The following is a 21,871-nucleotide window of genomic DNA, read 5'->3' on the forward strand; positions in this document are numbered from 1 at the left end:
CCGACAGTTCGCTCACGAGCACGCCAGCGGAGCCTGACCCATGATCACCCGGCGCGACGCCCTCACCTTCACCGGCTTCGCCATCGGCGCCGCCGTCCTCCTGCCGCGCTTGTCCCTGGAGGCCCTGGCGCAGGAGTCCCCCGCGGCCAACCTTTCGACGCTGATGGAGCCCGGCCCGCTGGGCGACGTCTGGCTCGGTCCCAAGGACGCCAAGGTCACGATCATCGAGTACGCCTCGATGACTTGCTCGCACTGCGCGGCCTTTCACCGCCAGACCTGGCCGACCCTGAAGGAACGCTACATCGACACCGGCAAGGTCCGCTTCACCCTGCGTGAGTTCCCCCTGGATCCGCTGGCCACCGCCGCCTTCATGCTGGCGCGCTGCGAGGGCGACGCGAAATACTACCCGATCACCGACCTCCTGTTCGACCAGCAGGCGAACTGGGCCTACGTCCAGAAGCCGCAATCGCCGGTGGACGCCATGGAGCAGATGCTGCGTCAGGCCGGCTACTCGAAGGAGAAGTTCGAGGCCTGCCTCAAGGACCAGAAGGTCTACAGCGCGGTGAACGCGGTCAAGCAGCGGGGAATGGACGTCTACAAGGTCGATTCGACGCCGACGTTCTTCATCAACGGCGAGCGCTACAAGGGCGAGATGTCGATCGAGGGAATGGAGAAGGTGATCAAGCCGATTCTCGGCGCCTGAGGTTCGTCATCGGCCGTCGTGGCTCCGGTCCGTCGGGATCGGAGCGTTCGTCGGCCGGTTTCGACGTGCGGGCCTCGGTGGCTCCCTGCGCCCGGCGCATGGCCTTGCCGGCGACCTCGACCGATCTTCCGAAAACCTCGGAAAAACCGCGAATTCACGATCTGGGTCAACAACTTAGATCAACCGTACGGCGCCTTGACACCCAAGATAGGCGAAACTATGGTGCGCCGCGCTTCAGGGGGCCGTCAGGTCGGTTCCCCTCGCTCTCGCCAATGTGAGTTTTCGCCGTGAGCGGCAACGAACCTAGCGACGGGCGTAGGGCATCGCCGGATGAGGCACGGGACGGCGACCTCGCTGCGAGGCTCCGGCGGCTCGAAACGCGGATCGAGCGGACGCAGCGCGATGCTGGTTCCTCTCCATCGCAGCGTTCCGGTTCTTCCACCGGGCCTTCTCCCCTCGGTCAGGCGATGCGGCTCTCGACCGAGTTCATGGCCGGTGTCCTGGCAGGAGGCATCCTGGGCTGGATGGCCGATCATTTCCTGGGGACGAAACCCTGGGGGCTGATCGTCCTGTTGATGCTGGGCTTCGCAACCGGCGTCTACAACGTCATGCGTGCGTCGGGATCGCTCTCGAAGCCGCCGAGCTGAAGGCCGGGCTTCCCGATGGGAGCCGGGCGGACCACCGCCGCCCGCGATGGCGGCACATGAGAATGGCTAAGGCGCGCGTCGCGCCGGGTTTCAGAAGGACGGGAGCGGCAATGGCCGTAAAGATGGATCCGATCCACCAGTTCGAACTGAAGCCATTGGTTTCCTTCGGCCATATCGGGAACCAGGAGATCGCGTTCACGCAATCGTCCCTCTACATGTTCGCCGCCGTCGGCATCATCGCGTTGCTCACGATCGTCGCGACCGCGCAGCGGTCCGTGGTCCCGGGACGGATGCAGTCGGTCGCCGAGATCTTCTACGACTTCATCGGCTCGACCTTGCGCCAGTCGGCCGGCCACGGCAGCGAGCGGTTCATGCCGCTGATCTTCTCGCTGTTCATGTTCGTCCTCGTCCTGAACATGCTCGGCATGATCCCCTACGCCTTCGCGGTGACGAGCCACATCATCGTCACCTTCGCGCTGGCCCTGCTGGTGATCGGCACCGTCATCGTCTACGGGTTCATGGCGCATGGCACCGGCTTCCTGAAGGTGTTCGTGCCGTCAGGCGTGCCCGGCTGGCTGATGCCGATGATCGTCGCCATCGAGATCGTGTCGTTCATCTCGCGGCCGATCAGCCTCGCCGTCCGTCTGTTCGCCAACGTGCTCGCCGGGCACATCGCGCTCAAGATCTTCGCGGGCTTCGTGCCGGCGCTGCTGGCGGCCGGCGCCTGGGGCATCATTTCGCCCCTGCCGCTCGCTTTGAGCATCGCGGTCACCGCCCTCGAGTTCCTCGTCGCCGGTCTGCAGGCCTACGTCTTCGCGACGCTGGCCTCGATCTACCTGAGCGACGCCCTGCATCCCGGCCACTGAGGCGCGGCCCGGATACCCCTTTCGTCCCCGGCCCGCGGTCGCAGGCCGGATTTCTCTCCACGCAACGCACGCAAGCGACCCTTAGGAGCACTTTGATGGATCCCTTAGCCGCCAAGTACATCGGCGCCGGCCTGGCCTGTCTCGGCATGGCGGGTGCCGCCATCGGCCTCGGCAATCTCTTCGGCCAGTTCTACGCCGGCGCCCTGCGCAACCCCTCGGCCGCCGACGGCCAGCGCGGCAACCTGCTCCTCGGGTTCGCCCTGACGGAAGCGCTCGGCATCTTCTCGCTGCTCGTGGCGCTGCTGCTGCTGTTCGCGGTCTGATCCAGGCCAGCGACCCTCTCACGGCCGGGTGGAGCGACCTTCGGGTCACCTTCCCCGGCCGTCTCCACGCCTTTCTCGACAGACGACACGTCTCCCGACAGACGACACCTCGCGCTCGCGACGTTTAAGCGAAGGACGACATGGCTCAGCCGGCCCCCTCGACCGACACCCACCAGGCCACCGTCGTGGTGCCCGCGTCCGAGCATGGCGGCGGCTTTCCGCCGTTCGAGAGCCATACCTTCCTCTCGCAGCTCATCTGGCTCGCCCTCGCCTTCGGGCTTCTCTACTACCTGATGGACAAGGTCGCGCTGCCCCGGATCCAGGGCATCCTGCACGACCGCGCCACCCGTCTTTCCAAGGATCTCGACGAGGCCCACCGCATGAAGACGGAGGCCGAGGCCGCCGGCGCGGCCTACGAGAAATCCCTGCAGGATGCGCAGGCCAAGGCCCGCGCCATCGCCCAGGAGACCCGCACCGCCCTCGCCCAGGAGACCGATGCCAAGCGCAAGGCCCTCGAAGGCGAGTTGAACGAGCGGCTCGCGGCCTCCGAAGCCACCATCAAGGCCCGCACCACCGAGGCCATGGGCAGCGTGCGCGGCATCGCCAGCGAGACCGCTGCGGCCATCGTCGAGCGCCTGACCGGTCAGACGCCCGACCAGGCCGCCCTGGACCGCGCCCTCGACAGGGCCGCCGGCGCCCACTGACCCGAACGGGTCGGCCTTACAACGGACAATCGCGTCCGCGCCCGTGGCGCCGGATGCCGGGAAATTGGGACGACACGCATGTTGATGGAAGCGGAATTCTGGGTTGCGGCCGCCTTCGTGCTGTTCATGGTCGTGGTCTGGAAGGTCGGCGGCTTCGACCAGCTGACCAAGGGCCTCGACGGTCGTGCCAAGCGCGTCCGGGCCGAGCTCGACGAAGCCCGCCGCCTGCGTGAGGAGGCCGCCGGCGTGCTCGCCGACTACAAGCGCCGCCGCTCCGAGGCCGAGCGCGAGGCGGAGGCCATCGTTGCCGGCGCCAAGGCGGAAGCCGAGCGCATCGCCGCCGAGAGCCACGAGCGCCTGAACGATTTCATCGCCCGGCGCACCAAGTCCGCCGAATCCAAGATCGCCCAGGCCGAGGCTCAGGCCACCGCCCAGGTCCGTGCCGCGGCCGCCGACACGGCCGTGCGGGTCTCCGAGGTGATCCTCAAGGAGCAGATGCAGGGCGACGTCGCCCAGGATCTGGTGCGCCTCAGTCTCGGGGAGGTCCGCAACCGCCTTCGCGCCTGATCGGGCGACGGGTGATACGGTTTCCGCTTCAATGAAGCGTGAACCGTATCACCGAGCCCGCGCGGCGCTTGAGCGGAGCCCATTTCCGCATCACGAAGTGATCAACCGGAAATGATATGATTGATCGAAAGCCGCCTCCGGGCGGCTTTTTTCGTTCGGGGGGCGGATGGAGAAAAAAGACGATCACCCCGAGAAGGCGATGGCCCTGGCGAACGCCGCCCCGAAACCGGCCAACGGCACGGCGATCACGGTCGGCTCCTTGGCGTCCTGCTTCATCCCGCTGACGCTGAGCGTCTTGGCCGTCTTCATGGTGTCGGTGGCGAGCGTCGGCAGGCTGATCGGCACGAGGCAGCCGTCGAGCGTGCAGAGGGCGTAGGGGGCGCCCTTGCCGAGTACGGTTTCGTCGAGCTTGAAGCCGATGCCCGGCTCGATCGCATAGCCGAACGGCATCAGGATGGTGCCCTCGGCGCGGCCCTCCACCGGCGGCTTCAGTTCGATGACGAATTCGCGCTTGCCGGTGCGGGCGTTGCCCTGGGCCTGGGTCACGAGGCAGGTGGGCTTTCCCTCGGGACGGGCGCAGGTCATCGTCCAGTCGCCGTAGCTTTCGCTGATCGCGCTGGCCCCTTCCGGCCAGACGGATTTAACGGACGCGGGCTTTTCGGGCGCCGCAGCCTTCGGCGGTGGTTTGCGCGGACGCGGCTTGGGGGCGGCCGCGGTAGGTGCCTCGGGCGCCTCCTGGATCTCCTGCGCGAGGGCGCCGGGTACCATCCAGACGGCAAGGATGACCGATACGAGGCCGTGGGCGAGGCAGCGAGACGACGTCATGGAATCCTTGATCCGAAGGCGGGACGAGGCGGCCATATCGATCGTCGGACCGGCCTTGCGAGCGAGGGCGGCGCCTGCGCCGGTCCCGGGTGGCGGCGTCGATCCGGTGCCGGCCGTACAACGAAAATCCTCGCCCGCTCTAGCCGGGCGACCCGACCTTCGCAACACAGGCCCCACGGCGGTGGCCGCAAGCGCGACCAGGCTTAGTGGACGGCGCAGCCCCTGGTCAGCGAGGAGGCCCACGCCACCCGCGCGGTGTAGAAGATCTGGCCACACTCGCTGATGATGTCGATGCTCCAGCCGGCGGTGACGTCGCGATAGGCGTCCGAGCAACGCCGGCAGGCCAGGGCGAGGCGATCCGCGATGGTCACGGCCACGGCGAGATCCGTCGTTTCGAGGGCGTTGCCGTCGCACCAGATGGTGGTGTCCGGCGAACGAATCCGCAGGTGGAAGACCGACACGCCGACGCCCCCGTCCGCCCGCGGCCGAGTACCGCGGTCGGTCGAATAAGCGCCCTTCGGCGGCGGATCGCAAGCCGGCAGCACGGCGGCCGGCTACGCAGGCGACGGTCGGGTTCCCGCAGGACGCATCCTTGTTGTCTTCGCGCAACAGTTCGAGCCGGAAGGCTCTACCGGGCGGGCGGTTCGATCGCCTGGAGTTCGTTGGCCGGCAGGCCCGCCGCGGGCTGGGCGACGGCTGCGGGCCGTTCGCCGCGCGCGCGCGCCGACAGGGCGACGGTGAGTTTCTCGGCCGGTTCGGACTGCATCAGCGCCAGCACCTCGGCCATCTTGCGCGGGTTCATAGCGACGACGATCGGGACGAGGACGTCGAGGCCGAGCCGGTCGAACACCCGCGCCGCATCCTTGGGCTTCATGGTCTCGTACATCGTCACGATGTTCTTCAAGGCGGCGCGCTCGGCCTCGGCCCGCTGGGCCGGTCCGCCCTCCCCCGTCTCCTCGCGGCGCTGGAGCACGGGGACGCTGTCCTCGAGCTTCTTCTCGACGCCGCCGAGCATCTGCTCGCGCAGGTCGAGGGATTCGCTGCGCTGCTTGAGGGCGTCGCGGCGGGTCCCCAGACGCTCGAGGATGGCGCGCTCGCTCGCCGGGATCGCCTCGGGCGGCGGCGACGAGGGTGCCTTGCCCGGCGGCTCCTGCTTGACCTCGAGGATGGCGGGCGGCTCCTCCTTGGGCGTCACCGAACCGGTGGTGGTCGGGTCGATGGGTTCGTAGCCGGTGCGGGCCTTGGCGAGGACGCGGGCGAAATCCGGTAGCGGCGTCCCGGCCGGCGGCGGCCCCGGCGGGGGCGCATCCTCGACGGCGATGGCCGACAGCTTCAGGACGAGTAGCCCGGCGGCGGCGAGGGTCACCGCGTCGATGAGCCGGAGCCGGAAGGGGCGCGGCGGCTTGAGCGCCGACAGGCGGACCGGCGAGGTCATGCGGCGCGGCTGCGCAGGCGCCCGAGGGCACGCTCGGACATGGCCAGGGCCGCCGCCGCGGCGACGCCGATCCGCTCGCCGTTCGGGCTGGCGGGAGGGAGGGCCGGCGCGTCCACGACCGCGGGGACGGAGCGCGGGACGGCGCGGGGTGCGACCGCGATCTCCGGTTCCCGCTCGCGCGCGGGCACATCGACGGGACGGCCCGGCTGCGCGTTGGCAACGATGGCCGCGATCCGCGCGATGACGCCGTGCCCCGCCTCCACATGCGCCGAGAGGTCGGCGGCGTAGCGTTCGGCTGTGCCGAGGCGCTCGGCCAGGGTGCGGTCGCACTCGTCGAGGGTGGCGCGCAGGCCGGCGATGGCGCGCTCGGCGGTGGCGCTCGCCGTCACGAGGTCGCCGATGGTCTGGCGCAGGGCGGCCTCGTCGCCCTTCAGCTTGGTGATGCGCCGGCTGAGCCGCATCGAGGAGACGATGGTCGCCACGAGGAGGATCGCCACGAGGATGTCGGCGGTGAGGGTGACGAGGAGGCTCATGGCGCAGGCTCACCCGTCGTTGCGGTTGTTCATGGAGGCCTCGAAGGCCTGGAGCGTGGTCCGCGAGCGCCGGAGGGGGCGCGTCAACTGGACCGCGATGTTGTCGTCGATCCGTCCGATCCGCCCCTGCGTCAGGGCCCAGTCGCCGCAGCGCACGGTGATGAGGTCGGAGGGCTTGGTATCGAACATGATGGTGTCGCCGACCTTGAGCGAGAGCACCTTCTTGAGGGGCAGCATCATCTCGTGCAGCACCGCGTCCATCTGGGCGTCGGCCTGCCAAATCTCGGTGGCGAGGTGGCTTTCCCAGACGTGGTCGCGGCCGAGCTTCTCGCCCATGAAGCTCTGCATGAGCAGTTCACGGATCGGCTCGATGGTGGCGTAGGGAAACAGGATCTGGAGCTGTCCGCCGCGCCCGTCCATGTCGAGCTTGAGGCTGATCAGGATCGCGGCGTTGCCCGGCCGGGTGATGGTGGCGAAGCGCGGGTTGGTCTCGATCCGGTCGATGGCGAAGCGCACCGGCGAGAGCGGCTGGAACGAGAGTTCGAGGTCGGTGAGGATGATCTCCACGAGCCGACGGACGAGCTGCATCTCGATCGTCGTGAAGGGGCGCCCGTCGAGGCGGGTGGAGGTGCCGCCGCGCTTGCCGCCGAGGAGCAGGTCGAGGGTCGAATAGGCGAGGTTCGATTCCACCGTGACGAGGCCGGAGTTCTCCCAGGCGTCGGCCCGGAACACGCCGAGCAGGGTCGGCAGCGGGATCGCGTTGAGGTAGTCGCCGAACCGCACCGAGGTGATGTTGTCCAGCGTCACCTCGACGTTGTCCTGGAAGAAGTTGCGCAGGCTCGTCGACAACAACCGGATCATCCGGTCGAAGACGATTTCCAGCATCGGCAGGCGTTCGTACTGGACGACGCCCGAATCGACGATGGCACGCACGCCGCCGGCACCCGAGGCCGAAAGCTCGCGCAGGGAGAAGCCGAGGACGCCGTCGATCTCGTCCTGGTTCAGGATGCGGTCGTTGCCGGCCAGCTCGGGGAGATTGTCGGTCTCCCCGTCCTCGATCATCGTCGCCCATTCGGCCGCGACGTCGCCCGAGGTGTTGGTGGTGCCCTGCTCGGCGAGAGCCGCACCCCATTCGTCGGCGAGGGAGTCGCCCCCGCCCTCGTTGTTCTGTTCGATCAGGGCAGCGGCCCAATCGTCCTCTTCAATCTCGTCTCCGGGTCCGGCCATGGCTGTCTCGACTGCGCTCCGACGGGCCTCAGGTCACGGGCTCGGACCGGATCGGTCCGAGGGGATGGAGATCGGCACGGGCCATGGCGAGGGTCGTCACTGGACCACCACTTCCTTGAACAGAACGGCCTCTGCGCGGGCCGGATGGATCGCGACGTTGACCCGACGCAGCAGCTCCTCGCGCAGGCGATAGATGCCCGCCGACCCGGTGAGGTCGGTGGCGCGCAGTTCGCGCAGGTAGACCTGGAAGGTGTCCTCGATGCGCGGCATCAGGGGCTTTACCTCCCCCTCGACCTTCGCATCCTTCAGTTCGAGGGCGATCCTGAGCTTGGCGAAGCGGGCCTTGTCCTGGCCGGGCTCGCTGCTGAGGTTCACCAGCATCTCGCGCACGTCGAGGAAGACGACCGGTACCTTGACGACCGCGGCCGGGTCGGGATGCGCCTCGGCGGACTTCTTCTTCATGAGGAAGAAACCGCCGCCGCCGCCCGCCAGCAGCAGTACCGCAGCCGCGATGACGATGAGCTTCTTCTTCGACTTGACCGGGCCCTCGCCCTCAGCGGCTTCGCCCTCGGCGGGGGCCTTCTTCGGCTTCTTGGCCATCTGACGCGCCCCCGGACGAAACGAACGATGCCGACCGATTAAGGAGGCCGGCTTGTGCGAGGCACACCGCGCCCGCTCCGAGGCTCAAGATATCGATCGTGGGGGTTAACGTGTCGTTAAAGCGGCAAAAGCTGCCGGGTCGGATCTGCCGTAGGCACCGGGGCGTCCCCCCTCCGTTTCATCTCGAGCGTCCATCAAACCATTCATAAGTCAAAGGAAATTGGATCGTCCGATCGTGGCACGGCCCATGCGCTGATGGTTGGTGCCGCTGCGGCTTGAGGCTTGGTCGACCGATGCAAAACGCCCTCTTCGTGGGAGTCTCGAGCCAGATGGCGCTCCAGCGCGAGCTGGAGGTGATCGCCAACAACATGGCCAACGTCTCCACCAACGGCTTCAAGTCGCGCAACAGCCGCTTCCAGGAGTACCTGATGCCGGTGGCGAGCGCGGATTCGTTCCAGCGGCCGGACCGGCGCCTCTCCTACGTCATCGACCAGGGCACCGCCCTCGACCTCGCCCAGGGGCCGATCGAGCAGACCGGCAACCCGCTCCACGTGGCGGTTCGCGGCGAGGCCTTCCTGGTGGTGCGGACCCCCGCCGGAGACCGCTTCACCCGCAACGGCGCCTTCGAGACCAACGCGCAGGGCACCCTCGTCACCAGCGACGGCTATCCCGTGCAGGGTGACGGCGGCCCGATCCAGATCGGTCCGCAGGAGACGGGAATCGCCATCGGCCCGGACGGGACGGTCTCGACCAACCTCGGTATCCGCGGCCGGGTGCGCCTCGTCACCTTCGCCAACCCGCAGGCCCTGCGCAACGAGGGCACCAACCTCTATGCCGCCGACGCACCGCCCCAGCCGGCCGGCCTCGCGGGGCGCCTCGAATCCGGGGCGCTCGAGCGCTCCAACGTCAAGGCGGTCATCGAGATGACCCGCCTCATGGACGTCAACCGCACCTACACGATGGTCTCGGGCATCGTGTCCCGCCTCGACGAGCTGCGCGGCACGGCGATCCGCCGCCTCGCCGACGTCGCTTAGAAGGAGCTTTGAGCGATGCGCGCCCTCTACGCCGCCGCCACCGGCATGGCGGCCCAGGAACTCAACGTCCAGGTCATCTCCAACAACATCGCCAACCTGCGCACCACCGGGTACAAGCGCCAGCAGCCGCATTTCCAGGATCTGCTCTATCAGAACCTGCGCCGGGCCGGCTCCTCGACCTCCGACCAGAACACCCAGCTTCCCGCCGGCCTCGCCATCGGCTCGGGCGTCAAGACGACCTCGACCGCCCGGGTGATGTCGCAGGGCACGCTGTCGAGCACCGAGAAGGACTACGACGTCGCCATCCGCGGCGAGGGCTACTTCCGCGTGACGATGCCGGACGGCCGCCTCGCCTACAGCCGCGACGGTTCGTTCGACCTCTCCGCGCAGGGGCAGCTCGTCACCCGCGACGGCTATCTGGTCGATCCCGGCATCCAGGTGCCCAACAACGCCACCAGCGTGACCATCAGCGCGCAGGGCGCGGTCCAGGCGACGGTGCCGGGCCAGACCGCGCCTCAGGCGCTCGGACAGTTCCAGCTCTCGCGCTTCGTCAACAAGGTCGGCCTCGAATCCATCGGCGACAACCTGTTCGTCGAGAGCGCGGCCTCGGGCCCCGCCATCACCGGCCTGCCCGGGGCGGAGGGCTTCGGCAACCTGCAGCAGAGCTACCTCGAAGAGGCCAACGTCAACGCGGTGACCGAGATCTCGTCGCTGATCGCGGCCCAGCGCGCCTACGAGATGAACTCCAAGGTCGTCACCGCCGCCGACCAGATGCTCTCCACCACCTCGCAGATGTTCCGTAGCTGATCGCTCCGTTGAGGGTTGCCACCATGTACGTCCTCAAGCCCGTCCGGCAGGTCCGTCGTCCCCGCGTCATTCCCTTGGGGGCGGGCGTCGTGCTGCGCACCTTGCTGGCGCTGGCGATCCTCGGGTTCATCGCGCTGCCGGTCCTGGCCGAGCCGGCCCGGCTGCGGCTGCGCGGCGACGTCACCGCCAAGGGCGACGTGCTGATGCTCGGCGACCTCCTCGAGGGGGCAGGTGCCGAGGCGGCGCGCCACCCCCTGTTCCGGGCACCGGCGCTCGGCGCATCCGGCACCATCCAGGCCCGGCGCATCGCCGAGGCCGTGGCCCGGCTCGGGCTCGGCGAGATCGAGACCGGCGGCCGCGTCCAGGTGGCGGTCCAGAGGGCCGCCCGCCGCGTCGGCGCCACCGAGATCGAGGCCGCGATCAAGCGCGCCCTCGAATCCGGCTACGGCCTGGAGAGCCGCAGCCTGGCCCTGCGCCTCGACGGGGAATCGCCGGTCCTGCTCGCGCCGCTCGACCTCGACGGGCAGGCGACCGCCATGGACCTCACCTACGACCCACGCCTGAAGCGGGTGGCGGCGCTGATCACGCTCGGCGACCGCCAGGCCTCGTTGCGGGTGTCCGGGCAGATCGTGGAGATCCGCGAGGTCGTGGTGCTCGGCCGCGCGCTCAACCGGGGCGAAGCCGTGACCGCGGCCGACGTCGCCATCGAGCGGCGTCCGCGCGAGGCGACGCCCGCCGACGCCCAGGCGGGGACGGCGAACCTGTTCGGGCAAGTGGCGCTACGGACCCTCGGCGCCGGTGCCGTGCTGCGCTCGGGCGACGTGGCCCCGCCCGATCTCGTCACCCGCGGCGAGGCGGTGACCCTGGTCTTCGACAGCCCGGGCCTCAACCTGTCCCTGCGCGGCCTCGCCAACGAGAGTGGCAAGCTCGGCGGCATGGTCGGCGTCACCAACCCGATCTCGAAGAAAGTGGTGACGGGCACCGTGATCGGTCCCGGCCGTGTCTCCGTGGGGCCGGCCGCCCCCGTGCGCCAGGCCAGTGCCGCCCTCGATCCGGCGCGCTGACGGTCCCGATGCCCTTCGCTGTCCTCCCATCCGGTAGTCCGATGACCGCATCCCGTTCGATCCGCGCCACCGCGATCCTCGTCGCATGCGCCGCCCTCGGTGCCTGCAACACCGTCGACCGCCTGTCGCAGATCGGGGCGACGCCGCCGCTTTCCGCCATCGAGGATCCCACCGCCCAGGCCGGATACAAGCCGGTGCGGCTGCCGATGCCGGACGTGCAGCCGGTGTCCTATGCTCCGAACTCGTTGTGGCGCACCGGCTCGAGGGCGTTCTTCAAGGACCAGCGTGCGGCGCGGATCGGCGACCTCGTGACGGTCAAGGTCAACGTCACCGACAGGGCCAACCTCAACAACGAGACCAAGCGGTCGCGCACCAACTCCGAGAACGTCGGACTTCCCAACGCCTTCGGCCTGGAGAGCAACAAGGCCGTCCTCGCTGCCGGCATCGACCCGTCGTCGCTCGTGAGAGGCACCTCCGACACGACGAGCGAAGGCGCCGGATCGGTCCAGCGCAACGAGACCGTCACCACCAGCATCGCGGCGATCGTCACGCAGATCCTCCCCAACGGCAATCTCGTGGTGGAGGGCAAGCAGGAGATCCGGATCAACTTCGAGGTCCGGGAACTCGTGGTGGCCGGCGTCGTCCGACCCGAGGACATCGAGTCGGACAACACGGTCGAATCGACCAAGATCGCCCAGGCACGCATCGCCTACGGTGGCCGCGGCCAGATCACCGACGTGCAGCAGCCGCGCTACGGTCAGCAGCTCGTGGACGTGCTGCTGCCGTTCTGATCGACGCCCGCGCTCAGTGCTCGGTGCCCGGACGGTTCGGACGCGGGGCCTCGCCATGGGCTTGCGTGAAGGCCGACCGCTTGGGATCGTTCCTGGATTGCGCGACACGGGCCCGCTGCCACAAAGCGACCGCGATGACGATGGCCAATGTCGCGATGGCCAGGACTGGAATGAGGACGTCGCTGTTCATGATGGGCTTCCTGTAAAGACTGTCTCTACGGGCAAGCCGGAACGAGGAATCAATGTTCCTCCGGCCGAGCTTGTGACGCCGTGGTTGGGCCGAGATCGTGCGGCGGCCCACTGGCGCAGGCACGAGCCGCCCTACGGTGCGAGGCGATGCGCATCTTGCTTATTCGACGGGGCGGGTTCATTGGCGACGACGGGCCACTCCTCCCCAACGAGGAGCTTTCATCTGCAAGGATGACGCATCATGAACCGACCCGATCAGCGTCCCCGCGTGCCGAACTTCTCCTCCGGCCCCTGCACCAAGCGTCCCGGATGGACGGTGCAGGCCCTGGAGAACGCCGCCCTCGGGCGCTCGCACCGCTCCGCCGTGGGCAAGGCCAAGCTCAAGCAGGCGATCGACCTCACCCGTACGGTGCTGCGCGTGCCGGCCGACTACCGGATCGGCATCGTTCCGGCCTCCGACACCGGCGCCGTCGAGATGGCGATGTGGTCGATGCTGGGCCCCCGGACCGTCGAGGTCGCGGCTTGGGAAGCCTTCGGTTCCGAGTGGGTCACCGATGCGCTGCACGAGCTGAAGATTTCGCCCATCGTCCACCAGACGCCCTACGGCACCGTTCCCGACCTGTCGAAGATCGACACCCGGCACAACGACGTCATCTTCACGTGGAACGGCACCGCCGCCGGCGCGCGCGTGCCCAACGGCGACTGGATCGCGGCCGACCGCGAGGGCGTCACCATCTGCGACGCGACTTCGGCCGCCTTCGCGATGTCGCTCGATTGGGACAAGCTCGATGTCGTGACCTTCTCCTGGCAGAAGGTGATGGGCGGGGAGGCCGCGCACGGCATGATCGTGCTCTCGCCCCGAGCGGTCGCCCGCATCGAATCCAACACCCCAGCCTGGCCGATCCCGAAGGTGTTTCGGATGGCCAAGGACGGCAAGCTGATCGAGGGCATCTTCAAGGGCGACACCATCAACACGCCCTCGATGCTGGCGGTCGAGGACTACCTCGACACCCTGGCGTGGGCGGAGAGCATCGGCGGGCTCGACGCGCTCCACGCACGGGCCGACGCCAACGCCAAGGTCATCCACGACTGGGTGGCGCGTACCCCCTGGATCGGCCATCTCGCGGTCGATCCGGCGACCTACACCAACACCGGCGTGTGCCTGGTGATCGCCGATCCCGACGTCCTCGCCCACGGCAACGCCGCCGTCGCGGCGGTGGCCAAGGGCATCGCCGACACCCTCGACGCCGAAGGCGTCGCCTACGACATCGGGGCGTATCGCGACGCGCCCGCAGGCCTGCGGATCTGGTGCGGCGCCACCGTGGAGGCATCCGACCTCGAGGCCCTGACGCCGTGGCTCGACTGGGCCTTCGCCGTGGAGAAGGCCAAGTTCGCCAAGGCGGCCTGAAAGGCGGCCTGACGGCCGGAACGACGGCCGCCGCATCGTCCGGGATGCGGCGGCGCGCGCGAGGCGGTCGTCCCGGCGGCTATTCCGCGGCCTTCACGTAGGTCTCCGGCGGTGGGCAGGAGCACATCAGGTTGCGGTCGCCGTAGGCGTTGTCGACGCGGTTGATCGGCGGCCAGTACTTGTCGATGCCGCGCGATCCCGCCGGGAAGCAGGCGGCCTCGCGCGAATACGGGCGTTCCCAGGCGCCGACGAGATCCTGCACCGTGTGGGGCGCGTTCTTGAGCGGGTTGTTCTGGCGGTCCATCCGGCCCGTCTCGATGGCGCCGATCTCCTCGCGGATCGCCAGCATGGCGTCGCAGAAGCGGTCGATCTCGCCCTTGGTCTCCGATTCGGTCGGCTCGATCATCAGCGTGCCCGCCACCGGCCAGCTCATGGTCGGCGGGTGGAAACCGCAATCGATCAGGCGCTTGGCGATGTCGTCGACGCTGACGCCGGCGCTCTTCTGGAAGGGCCGCACATCGATGATGCATTCGTGCGCGACGCGGCCGTTCTGCCCCGCATAGAGGACTTGGAACGCGCCCTCGAGCCGGCGGGCGATGTAGTTGGCGTTGAGGATCGCGACGCGGGTCGCCTGCGTGAGGCCGCGCCCGCCCATCATCAGGCAGTAGCTCCACGAGATCGGCAGGATCGAGGCCGAGCCGTAGGGCGCCGCCGAGACCGCTCCCTCCTCGCCGGTGCGCGGATCGCCCGGCAGGAACGGGATCAGGTGCGCTTTGACGCCGATCGGCCCCATGCCCGGTCCGCCGCCGCCGTGGGGGATGCAGAAGGTCTTGTGCAGGTTGAGGTGGCTGACGTCGGCGCCGATGTCCCCGGGGCGGGCGAGACCGACGAGCGCGTTGAGGTTGGCGCCGTCGAGGTAGACCTGCCCGCCCCGCTCGTGGACGATGTCGCAGATCTCGCGCACCCGCGTCTCGAACACGCCGTGAGTCGAGGGATAGGTGATCATGCAGGCCGAGAGGCGGTCCCGGTACTGGTCGGCTTTCGCCAGGAAGTCGTCGATGTCGACGTTGCCCTGCGGGTCCGCCCCCACCACCACGACGCTCATGCCGCACATCTGCGCCGAGGCCGGGTTGGTGCCGTGGGCCGAGGACGGGATCAGGCAGACGTCCCGGTGCCCCTCCCCCCGTGACAGGTGCCAGGCCCGGATGGCGAGCAGGCCCGCGTATTCCCCCTGCGCGCCGGAGTTCGGCTGCATCGAGATCGCGTCGTAGCCGGTGATCGCGCAGAGCTTCTCCGACAGGTCGTCGATCATCTCGTGGTAGCCGGCCGCCTGATTCGTCGGCACGAAGGGGTGGATCTCCGAGAACTCGGGCCAGGAGATCGGCAGCATCTCGGCGGTGGCGTTGAGCTTCATCGTGCAGGAGCCGAGCGGGATCATCGCCCGATCCAGCGCCAGGTCGCGGTCGGCGAGGCGGCGCATGTAGCGCGTCATCTCGCTCTCGGCCCGGTTCATGTGGAAGATCGGATGGGTGAGGTAGGGGGAGGTCCGTACCAGGTCCGCGGGCAGGCGCGGGGTCGGCCATGCCTCGTCGTAGACGAGATGCTCGCCGCCGAAGGCACGCCACACCGCCTGGACGATGTCCGGCCGGGTGCGCTCGTCCACGGTGATCCCGATGCGGTCGTTGCCGACCTTGCGCAGGTTGACGCCGTTGGCGACCGCCTGCCGGAGGATGAGCCCCTGGAACGCCCCGACCTCCACGGTGATGGTGTCGAAGAAATGCGTCGGCGCGACGGTGAAGCCCAAGCTGGCGAGGCCGTGTGCGAGCCTGACGGCGTCGCGATGGACCCTGTCGGCGATGGCGCGCAGCCCGCGCGGACCGTGGAAGACGGCGTACATCGAGGCGACGACGGCCAGGAGCACCTGCGCCGTGCAGATGTTCGAGGTCGCCTTCTCGCGCCGGATGTGCTGCTCGCGGGTCTGCAGGGCCAGCCGATAGGCGCGGTTGCCGCGGGCATCCACCGAGACGCCGACGAGCCGTCCCGGCAGGGTCCGCTTGTGCGCGTCCCGCGTGGCCATGTAGGCGGCGTGCGGGCCACCGTATCCCATCGGCACGCCGTAGCGTTGCATCGAGCCGACGGCGATGTCGGCACCCATCTCGCCGGGCGGCTTCAGCAGCGTCAGCGCCAGGGGATCGGCGGCCATCACCGCCACGGCCCCGGCCGCGTGCAACCGGGCTATGGCATCGGAGACATCGTGGATCGCCCCGCCGACGCCCGGATACTGGAAGACGGCGCCGAACACCGCCCCGGGGTCGAGGTCGGTGGCCGGATCGCCCACGACGATGCGCCAGCCGAGCGGTGCCGCCCGCGTCCGCAGCACCGCAATGGTCTGCGGCAGGCAATCGCGGTCCACGAAGAAGGCGTCGGCCTCGCTCGAAGCGATGCGTCTGGCCATCCCCATCGCCTCGGCCGCCGCGGTGGCCTCGTCCAGGAGCGAGGCGTTGGCGACGTCGAGGCCGGTGAGGTCGCAGACCAGGGTCTGGAAATTGATCAGGGCCTCGAGCCGGCCCTGGCTGATCTCGGGCTGGTAGGGCGAATAGGCGGTGTACCAGGCCGGGTTCTCGAAGATGTTGCGCTGGATCACCGGCGGCATCGTGGTGCCGTGGTAGCCCTGGCCGATCAGCGAAACGAGGAGGCGGTTCTTGTTCGCGATCTCGCGCATGCGCTCGATCGCCCGCCGCTCGGTGAGCGAACGCCCGAAATCGATCCGTTCCGCTTGGCGGATGCCGGCGGGCAGGGTCTCGTCGATGAGGGCGTGCAGGCTCGGCGCACCGACCACCGCCAGCATCTCGCCGATCTCGGCCGTCGTGGGACCGATGTGACGGCGATTGGCGAAATCGTAGGGATCGTAGCGGTCATCGCTCATGGGGATGCCTCGTGATCGGGAAGGAACGACGGCAAGCGGATCGCACGCCCCGCCCCCCACCCAAGTCGGACCTTCGGACCTTGGGCGACGGACGTGCGGATCTCGCAGACGCGCGGGATTCGTGGGGGAGGAGGGCGCCGCCTACTTCGGGAAAGCCGCGTAGGCGGCCTCGTCCATCAGCGCCCCGAGGGCGGCGGGATCGTCGAGGCGCATGCGGTAGAGCCAGCCGGCACCCTGGGGGTCGCCACCCACGACCGTCGGGTCTTCCACCGCCGCGGCGTTGACCTCGGTCACGGTACCGTCGAGGGGCGCGTAGACGTCGGAGGCCGCCTTGACCGATTCCACCACCGCCGCGGCCTGGCCCTTCGTCAGCCTGGCCCCGACCTTCGGCAGCTCGATGAAGACGAGGTCGCCGAGCTGCTCGGCCGCGTGGGCCGTGATACCTACGGTGGCGATGTCGCCCTCGCCCCGCAGCCACTCGTGCTCGTCGGTGAATCTCAGCATCGTTCGCTCCTCGGCTTGGAAAGGAAGGGTCAGCGGCGCTTGAAGCCCGCGGCGACGAAGGGAAGCGTCGCGACGGCGACGGGAACGCGCTGGCCGCGCACCTCGGCGAACAGGCGGGTCCCGACGTCCGCATGGGCCGCCGCGCAGTAGCCCATGGCCACGGGGCCTCCGACGCTGGGGCCGAAGCCGCCCGAGGTGACGGCGCCGATCGCGTCATCATCGTCGGCGCCGGCAAAGAGCGGAGCCCCTGCCCTCACCGGCAACCGCCCCTCCGGCCGCAGCCCGACGCGGCGGCGGGCGGGACCCGATGCGAGGGCCGACAGGATCCGCTCCGCTCCCGGAAATCCGCCCGCGCGTGTCCCCCCGGCGCGCCGCGCCGGCTGGATCGCCCAGGCGAGACCGGCTTCGACCGGATCGGTGTCGGGCCCGATATCGGCGCCGTAGAGGCAGAGCCCCGCCTCCAGCCGCAGCGAATCGCGGGCTCCGAGACCGACCGGCCGGACGCCGTCCTGCGCCAGGAACGCCCGGGCGACCGGCTCCGCCGCATCCGCGGGCAGCGAGATCTCGAACCCGTCCTCGCCGGTGTAGCCGGAGCGCGTCACGATCGCCTCGGCGCCGAGGACGACGACCCGCCGGACGTCCATGAAACGCATGTCGGCGACCTCCGGGGCGAAGGCCGCGAGGGCGACGACCGCCGCCGGGCCCTGCAGCGCGATCAGGGCCCGGTCGAGGCGCGCGACGTGGCAGACCTGCGAGAGGCAGGATCGCAGGTGGGCCTCGTCGGCGGCCTTGCAGGCGGCGTTGACGACGAGGATCAGGCAATCCCCGAGATGGGCGACCATCAGGTCGTCGCGGATGCCGCCGGCCTCGTTCGTGAAGAGGCCGTAACGCTGGCGACCGGGCGCGAGACCGAGCAGGTCGACCGGCAGCAGGGCCTCGAGGGCGCGCAGGGCATCGGCGATGTCGCCCGAGCGCGGCGTCACCGCGATCTGTCCCATGTGCGAGACGTCGAACAATCCCGCCGACGCCCGCGTGTGGAGATGCTCCGCGAGGACGCCGGCCGGATACTGCAACGGCATCGCGTAGCCCGCGAAGGGGACCAGGCGCGCGCCGAGGCGACCGTGGAGGGCATAGAGCGGCGTCCGAAGGACGGAATCGCCGGGACTGGAGGCCGCAGACGGCTGCATCGGAAAACCCCGCACACGAAAGGCTCCGGACTGCTCGGACGAGCGTTCCGGTTGCCCCCATCTGTCGCGGTTACCTGAGAGCTTCTCCCGGACGCCAAAACGACGCCGGGATTTCTCCTTCGGTGGACGCCCTCAGGCGCCTCTCTCCAGATTGTCCAACGATTGCGGTGATTGTGCCTGAGAGTTTCCGGGGGTGGTTGCTCCGTCGGCGCCATGACGAACGCAACGTTCGCCTGGGCTCTCCCGCATCGTCGTATCGGACGCGGTCAAGGTGTCACGTCGTCCGGGTTGATGCAACCCCGGCGTTTGCCGGACATCGACCCGAGCAAGGTCGACGAGACGCCTTGCCAGACCGGCGGTCACCCTCCGGGCGGGCCGGACGGTATCCCCCGCGGGTGGCGACCCAAGCAAACTGGGAGACGGGAACTCGGAAACACCGTCCGGCCGATGGTCGAAACCGGATCGGCAAATGGCGTGTCCGAGGGCCACGATCGGGCATGACGCGATGGAGCGGGCGATCGGGATCGAACCGACGACATTCAGCTTGGGAAGCTGACGTTCTACCACTGAACTACGCCCGCAGCACGATGCCTCATGAACGGTTTAGGCGTCTCGTGTCAACGCCCTTCCGGGCTCCCTATCGGCATAGGCAGCAGGGTCCGTCGGTGCCGAAGCCGGCTTCGATACCGTCTCCCATGCCGAACCGTCACCGGCCGGGTTCCGCGGGGCGGTGACAGCCGAGACGGGCATCCGGACGCTTGGGAGCGTCCGGATGCCCGGGCTGGCGGTGCCGGTCGCGGCAGGGTCGCACCCGATCCGCTCCTTGCGCTCGGGCGAGCGCGCGGAGGGTCGGGTGACCCCGCCCGTCACACGATGAAAAAGTCGAGGTGCGTGAGGGCGGCCTTGGTGTCGATGGTGGCGAACTGCACTGCGGCCGAGGCCAGGCCGCTGCCGTCGGCGTCGTAGGACAGGGCCCCCGTCGCCTTGTCGTAGAGGATGCGGTCGCCGGCATCGGCCGCTCCGGTGGAGNGGTGGCGAACCGCACCGCGGCCGAGGCCAGGCCGCTGCCGTCGGCGTCGTAGGACAGGGCCCCCGTCGCCTTGTCGTAGAGGATGCGGTCGCCGGCATCGGCCGCTCCGGTGGAGAGGTCCTTGAACGCCGCCTCGGCCAGGGGACCGGCTCCCAGCGCCGTGAAGACGCTGCGCGCAAGCTGCACCGTGTCGTCGATGACCGAGAAGTCGGTGATCCGGTCGAGGTTGCTCGGGCCCAGCGCCGTCCTGAACACGAAGGTGTCCGCCCCGGCGCCGCCGGTCAGGAGGTCGTTGCCGGCCCAGCGCCGTCCTGAACACGAAGGTGTCCGCCCCGGCGCCGCCGGTCAKGAGGTCGTTGCCGCCCTGGCCGTCGAGGACGTTGGCGCCGCCGTTGCCGGTCAGCGTGTTGGCGATGGAGTTGCCGGTGCCGGTGAGRTTGCCGGCGCCGGTGAGGACCAGGGCCTCCAGTTCCGCTCCGGCGAGCGAGTACGACACCGMGGCGTAGACGAGATCGGTGCCCGCGGCGCCGTTGGCCTCCAGGGCGCGGTCGCCGACRTTGTCGACGTAGTAGGTGTCGGACCCGGCCCCGCCGGACATGGTGTCGGCCCCGAGACCGCCGTTGAGGACGTTGGCGCCGCCGTTGCCGGTGAGGACGTTGGCNGCCAGCGCCACCAGGATGCCGCCGCGCGCCGTGCCGTCGAGCTTGGTGTTGGCCTCCAGGGCGCGGTCGCCGACGTTGTCGACGTAGTAGGTGTCGGACCCGGCCCCGCCGGACATGGTGTCGGCCCCGAGACCGCCGTTGAGGACGTTGGCGCCGCCGTTGCCGGTGAGGACGTTGGCCAGCGAGTTGCCGGTCCCGTTGAGGTTGCCGGTGCCGGTCAGGATCAGGTTCTCGAGGTCCGATCCGGCGAGCGAGTACGACACCGCGGCGTAGACGAGATCGGTGCCCGCCCCGGTGGCCTCGATGGCGCGGTCGCCGATATTGTCGACGTAGTAGGTGTCGGCCCCCGCCCCACCGGACATGGTGTCGGCCCCGACGAGCCCGTTGAGGACGTTGGCGCCGCCGTTGCCGGTGAGGGCGCGGTCGCCGATATTGTCGACGTAGTAGGTGTCGGCCCCCGCCCCACCGGACATGGTGTCGGCCCCGACGAGCCCGTTGAGGACGTTGGCGCCGCCGTTGCCGGTGATCACGTTGGCGAGCGAGTTGCCGGTCCCGCTGAGGTTGCCCCCGCCGGTCAGGGTRAGGTTCTCCAGGTCCGAGCCGGCGAGCGAGTACGACACCGCGGCGTAGACGAGATCGGTGCCCGCGGCCCCGGTGGCCTCGRTGGCGCGGTCGCCGGCGTCGTCGACGTAGTAGATGTCCGAGCCCGCCCCGCCGATCATGGTGTCGGCCCCGCCGAGCCCGTTGAGGACGTTGGCGCCACCGTTGCCGGTGAGGACGTTGGCGAGCGAGTTGCCGATGCCGGTCGTGGCGCCGGTGCCGGTRAGGGTGAGGTTCTCGGCGTTCTGTCCGCCGAGGTTGAACGAGATCGCGGACAGCACGAGGTCGTTGCCCTGGCCGTCGAGTTCGACCACCCGGTCGCCGGCATCGTCGACGACGTAGGTGTCGTTGCCGGTGCCCGATCTGTTCGATGCGGAGAGTCTTGCCAGTCATCGGACNTGGCGCGGTCGCCGGCGTCGTCGACGTAGTAGATGTCCGAGCCCGCCCCGCCGATCATGGTGTCGGCCCCGCCGAGCCCGTTGAGGACGTTGGCGCCACCGTTGCCGGTGAGGACGTTGGCGAGCGAGTTGCCGATGCCGGTCGTGGCGCCGGTGCCGGTRAGGGTGAGGTTCTCGGCGTTCTGTCCGCCGAGGTTGAACGAGATCGCGGACAGCACGAGGTCGTTGCCCTGGCCGTCGAGTTCGACCACCCGGTCGCCGGCATCGTCGACGACGTAGGTGTCGTTGCCGGTGCCGCCGCGCATCGCGTCCGCGCCGAGCCCGCCGTCGAGGGTGTCGTTGCCCGARCCGCCCAGCAGTACGTCGTCGCCGGCCAGGCCGTTGACCCGGTCGTCGCCCGCCGCRCCGTCGAGCCGGTCGACCCCGGCCGTGCCGTCGTAGGTCGCCGAGACCCCGGCCTGCACATCGAGGTTGATCGTGAGGACGCGCTCGGCGCCGTCGTTGAAGGTGAAGCCGAGGGTTCCCGCGGCGCCGTCGTCGGGCACCGTGTAGACCAGGGCGGCAAGCTGGGCGCCGGTGAGGACGCTGGCCAGGGCGAGCGGCTGGCCGTTCAGGCGGACCGTCCCGGAGGTGGGGAGCGCCGTGACCGTGTAGGCGAGCGCCGTCCCGTCGGGGTCGACCAGCGGCTGGATCGCCAGGGGCGCATCGACCGCCCCCTGCTCCACCGCCACCGTCTGCGTCGCCGCCCCGGTCGCCGCCTCGTCCACGTCGTTGACCACGATCGTGAAGTCCTTCGTGAACGTCGCGCCACCCCCGTCCGTCGCCGTGATCCCAACGGTCA

The 21,871-nt window shown here is 69.4% G+C and carries 21 protein-coding genes, 1 tRNA gene, 2 pseudogenes and 2 riboswitches; of the genes and pseudogenes, 11 read left to right on the forward strand and 13 right to left on the reverse strand.

Features of this window, described 5'->3' with window-relative positions:
- Window positions 1-40 precede the first annotated feature (40 nt).
- The 6 genes from ASF39_RS07600 to ASF39_RS07625 all read left to right on the forward strand — a co-directional run bounded on the left by ASF39_RS07600 (window position 41) and on the right by ASF39_RS07625 (window position 3,810).
- Window positions 41-703: a DsbA family protein gene (locus tag ASF39_RS07600; protein WP_055883093.1), complete on the forward strand. Its 663-nt coding sequence runs from the start codon at window positions 41-43 to the stop codon at window positions 701-703.
- Window positions 704-990: 287 nt separating this feature from the next.
- Window positions 991-1,350: an AtpZ/AtpI family protein gene (locus tag ASF39_RS07605; RefSeq protein ID WP_055883091.1), complete on the forward strand. Its 360-nt coding sequence runs from the start codon at window positions 991-993 to the stop codon at window positions 1,348-1,350.
- Between the two features lie 110 nt (window positions 1,351-1,460).
- Window positions 1,461-2,216 (forward strand): F0F1 ATP synthase subunit A, encoded by a 756-nt coding sequence (locus ASF39_RS07610; RefSeq protein WP_055883089.1) that lies wholly within the window; start codon window positions 1,461-1,463, stop codon window positions 2,214-2,216.
- Window positions 2,217-2,311: 95 nt separating this feature from the next.
- Window positions 2,312-2,539, forward strand: a complete 228-nt coding sequence (locus ASF39_RS07615) for a F0F1 ATP synthase subunit C (protein ID WP_018044493.1) — start codon at window positions 2,312-2,314, stop codon at window positions 2,537-2,539.
- Between the two features lie 140 nt (window positions 2,540-2,679).
- A complete protein-coding gene (locus tag ASF39_RS07620; protein WP_055883087.1) occupies window positions 2,680-3,243 on the forward strand; it encodes an ATP synthase subunit B in 564 nt (187 codons plus the stop codon).
- Window positions 3,244-3,324: 81 nt separating this feature from the next.
- Window positions 3,325-3,810, forward strand: a complete 486-nt coding sequence (locus tag ASF39_RS07625) for an ATP F0F1 synthase subunit B (protein ID WP_200938186.1) — start codon at window positions 3,325-3,327, stop codon at window positions 3,808-3,810.
- Between the two features lie 183 nt (window positions 3,811-3,993).
- Here the strand turns inward: ASF39_RS07625 and ASF39_RS07630 are convergent, their stop codons facing one another.
- The 6 genes from ASF39_RS07630 to fliL all read right to left on the reverse strand — a co-directional run bounded on the left by ASF39_RS07630 (window position 3,994) and on the right by fliL (window position 8,430).
- Entirely contained in the window at window positions 3,994-4,578 is a 585-nt protein-coding gene (locus ASF39_RS07630) for an invasion associated locus B family protein (protein WP_244472310.1), read from the reverse strand.
- A gap of 260 nt (window positions 4,579-4,838) precedes the next feature.
- Window positions 4,839-5,096 (reverse strand): hypothetical protein, encoded by a 258-nt coding sequence (locus ASF39_RS07635; RefSeq protein ID WP_055883083.1) that lies wholly within the window; start codon window positions 5,094-5,096, stop codon window positions 4,839-4,841.
- A 167-nt stretch (window positions 5,097-5,263) separates the two neighbouring features.
- The gene (locus ASF39_RS07640; protein ID WP_056282442.1) at window positions 5,264-6,070 is read right to left on the reverse strand and encodes a hypothetical protein; all 807 of its coding nucleotides are present in this window, start codon (window positions 6,068-6,070) and stop codon (window positions 5,264-5,266) included.
- Window positions 6,067-6,603, reverse strand: a complete 537-nt coding sequence (locus ASF39_RS07645; protein ID WP_056282445.1) for a DUF6468 domain-containing protein — start codon at window positions 6,601-6,603, stop codon at window positions 6,067-6,069. Before ASF39_RS07645 ends, ASF39_RS07640 begins: the two co-directional genes overlap by 4 nt.
- Before the next feature lie 9 nt (window positions 6,604-6,612).
- A complete protein-coding gene (gene fliM, locus ASF39_RS07650; protein WP_055883078.1) occupies window positions 6,613-7,830 on the reverse strand; it encodes a flagellar motor switch protein FliM in 1,218 nt (405 codons plus the stop codon).
- Window positions 7,831-7,926: 96 nt separating this feature from the next.
- A complete protein-coding gene (gene fliL / locus ASF39_RS07655) occupies window positions 7,927-8,430 on the reverse strand; it encodes a flagellar basal body-associated protein FliL (protein ID WP_056282447.1) in 504 nt (167 codons plus the stop codon).
- A 293-nt stretch (window positions 8,431-8,723) separates the two neighbouring features.
- Here fliL and flgF point away from each other — a divergent pair, with 293 nt between their 5' ends.
- From flgF to flgH, 4 genes are read left to right on the forward strand one after another with little or no spacing between them, the layout of a single operon-like run.
- Window positions 8,724-9,464, forward strand: a complete 741-nt coding sequence (gene flgF, locus ASF39_RS07660; RefSeq protein WP_056282449.1) for a flagellar basal-body rod protein FlgF — start codon at window positions 8,724-8,726, stop codon at window positions 9,462-9,464.
- 15 nt (window positions 9,465-9,479) lie between these two features.
- Window positions 9,480-10,271 (forward strand): flagellar basal-body rod protein FlgG, encoded by a 792-nt coding sequence (gene flgG, locus ASF39_RS07665; protein ID WP_055883072.1) that lies wholly within the window; start codon window positions 9,480-9,482, stop codon window positions 10,269-10,271.
- A 23-nt stretch (window positions 10,272-10,294) separates the two neighbouring features.
- The gene (gene flgA / locus ASF39_RS07670) at window positions 10,295-11,335 is read left to right on the forward strand and encodes a flagellar basal body P-ring formation chaperone FlgA (RefSeq protein WP_055883070.1); all 1,041 of its coding nucleotides are present in this window, start codon (window positions 10,295-10,297) and stop codon (window positions 11,333-11,335) included.
- Between the two features lie 41 nt (window positions 11,336-11,376).
- Window positions 11,377-12,126 (forward strand): flagellar basal body L-ring protein FlgH, encoded by a 750-nt coding sequence (flgH, locus tag ASF39_RS07675; RefSeq protein WP_056282453.1) that lies wholly within the window; start codon window positions 11,377-11,379, stop codon window positions 12,124-12,126.
- 13 nt (window positions 12,127-12,139) lie between these two features.
- On the opposite strand, the gene ASF39_RS21735 is transcribed toward flgH, so the two are convergent.
- Window positions 12,140-12,316 carry a hypothetical protein gene (locus ASF39_RS21735; protein WP_165700235.1) on the reverse strand — a complete coding sequence of 59 codons (177 nt, stop codon included), beginning with the start codon at window positions 12,314-12,316 and terminating at the stop codon, window positions 12,140-12,142.
- Between the two features lie 240 nt (window positions 12,317-12,556).
- Here ASF39_RS21735 and ASF39_RS07680 point away from each other — a divergent pair, with 240 nt between their 5' ends.
- Window positions 12,557-13,723, forward strand: coding sequence for a phosphoserine transaminase (locus ASF39_RS07680; RefSeq protein WP_056282456.1), 1,167 nt, complete (start codon window positions 12,557-12,559; stop codon window positions 13,721-13,723).
- 79 nt (window positions 13,724-13,802) lie between these two features.
- Here ASF39_RS07680 and gcvP read toward each other — a convergent pair whose 3' ends face one another.
- From gcvP to ASF39_RS22620, 6 genes and pseudogenes are all read right to left on the reverse strand, one after another.
- Window positions 13,803-16,649, reverse strand: a complete 2,847-nt coding sequence (gcvP, locus tag ASF39_RS07685; protein WP_056282461.1) for an aminomethyl-transferring glycine dehydrogenase — start codon at window positions 16,647-16,649, stop codon at window positions 13,803-13,805.
- Between the two features lie 141 nt (window positions 16,650-16,790).
- Window positions 16,791-17,153, reverse strand: coding sequence for a glycine cleavage system protein GcvH (gene gcvH / locus ASF39_RS07690; protein WP_056282464.1), 363 nt, complete (start codon window positions 17,151-17,153; stop codon window positions 16,791-16,793).
- Window positions 17,154-17,182: 29 nt separating this feature from the next.
- On the reverse strand, window positions 17,183-18,340 hold the full coding sequence (gene gcvT, locus ASF39_RS07695) for a glycine cleavage system aminomethyltransferase GcvT (RefSeq protein WP_056282467.1): 1,158 nt from the start codon (window positions 18,338-18,340) through the stop codon (window positions 17,183-17,185).
- Between the two features lie 57 nt (window positions 18,341-18,397).
- Window positions 18,398-18,494: riboswitch (glycine riboswitch) on the reverse strand.
- A gap of 1 nt (window position 18,495) precedes the next feature.
- Window positions 18,496-18,596: riboswitch (glycine riboswitch) on the reverse strand.
- Window positions 18,597-18,846: 250 nt separating this feature from the next.
- Window positions 18,847-18,921, reverse strand: a tRNA-Gly gene (locus tag ASF39_RS07700).
- Window positions 18,922-19,370: 449 nt separating this feature from the next.
- Window positions 19,371-20,031, reverse strand: a pseudogene (locus ASF39_RS22270) (calcium-binding protein); the annotation flags it as partial.
- Between the two features lie 1,000 nt (window positions 20,032-21,031).
- Window positions 21,032-21,809, reverse strand: a pseudogene (locus tag ASF39_RS22620) (hypothetical protein); the annotation flags it as partial.
- Between the last annotated feature and the right edge of the window lie 62 nt (window positions 21,810-21,871).

It is taken from the genome of Methylobacterium sp. Leaf108 (assembly GCF_001423265.1).
Classification (GTDB): Bacteria; Pseudomonadota; Alphaproteobacteria; order Rhizobiales; family Beijerinckiaceae; genus Methylobacterium.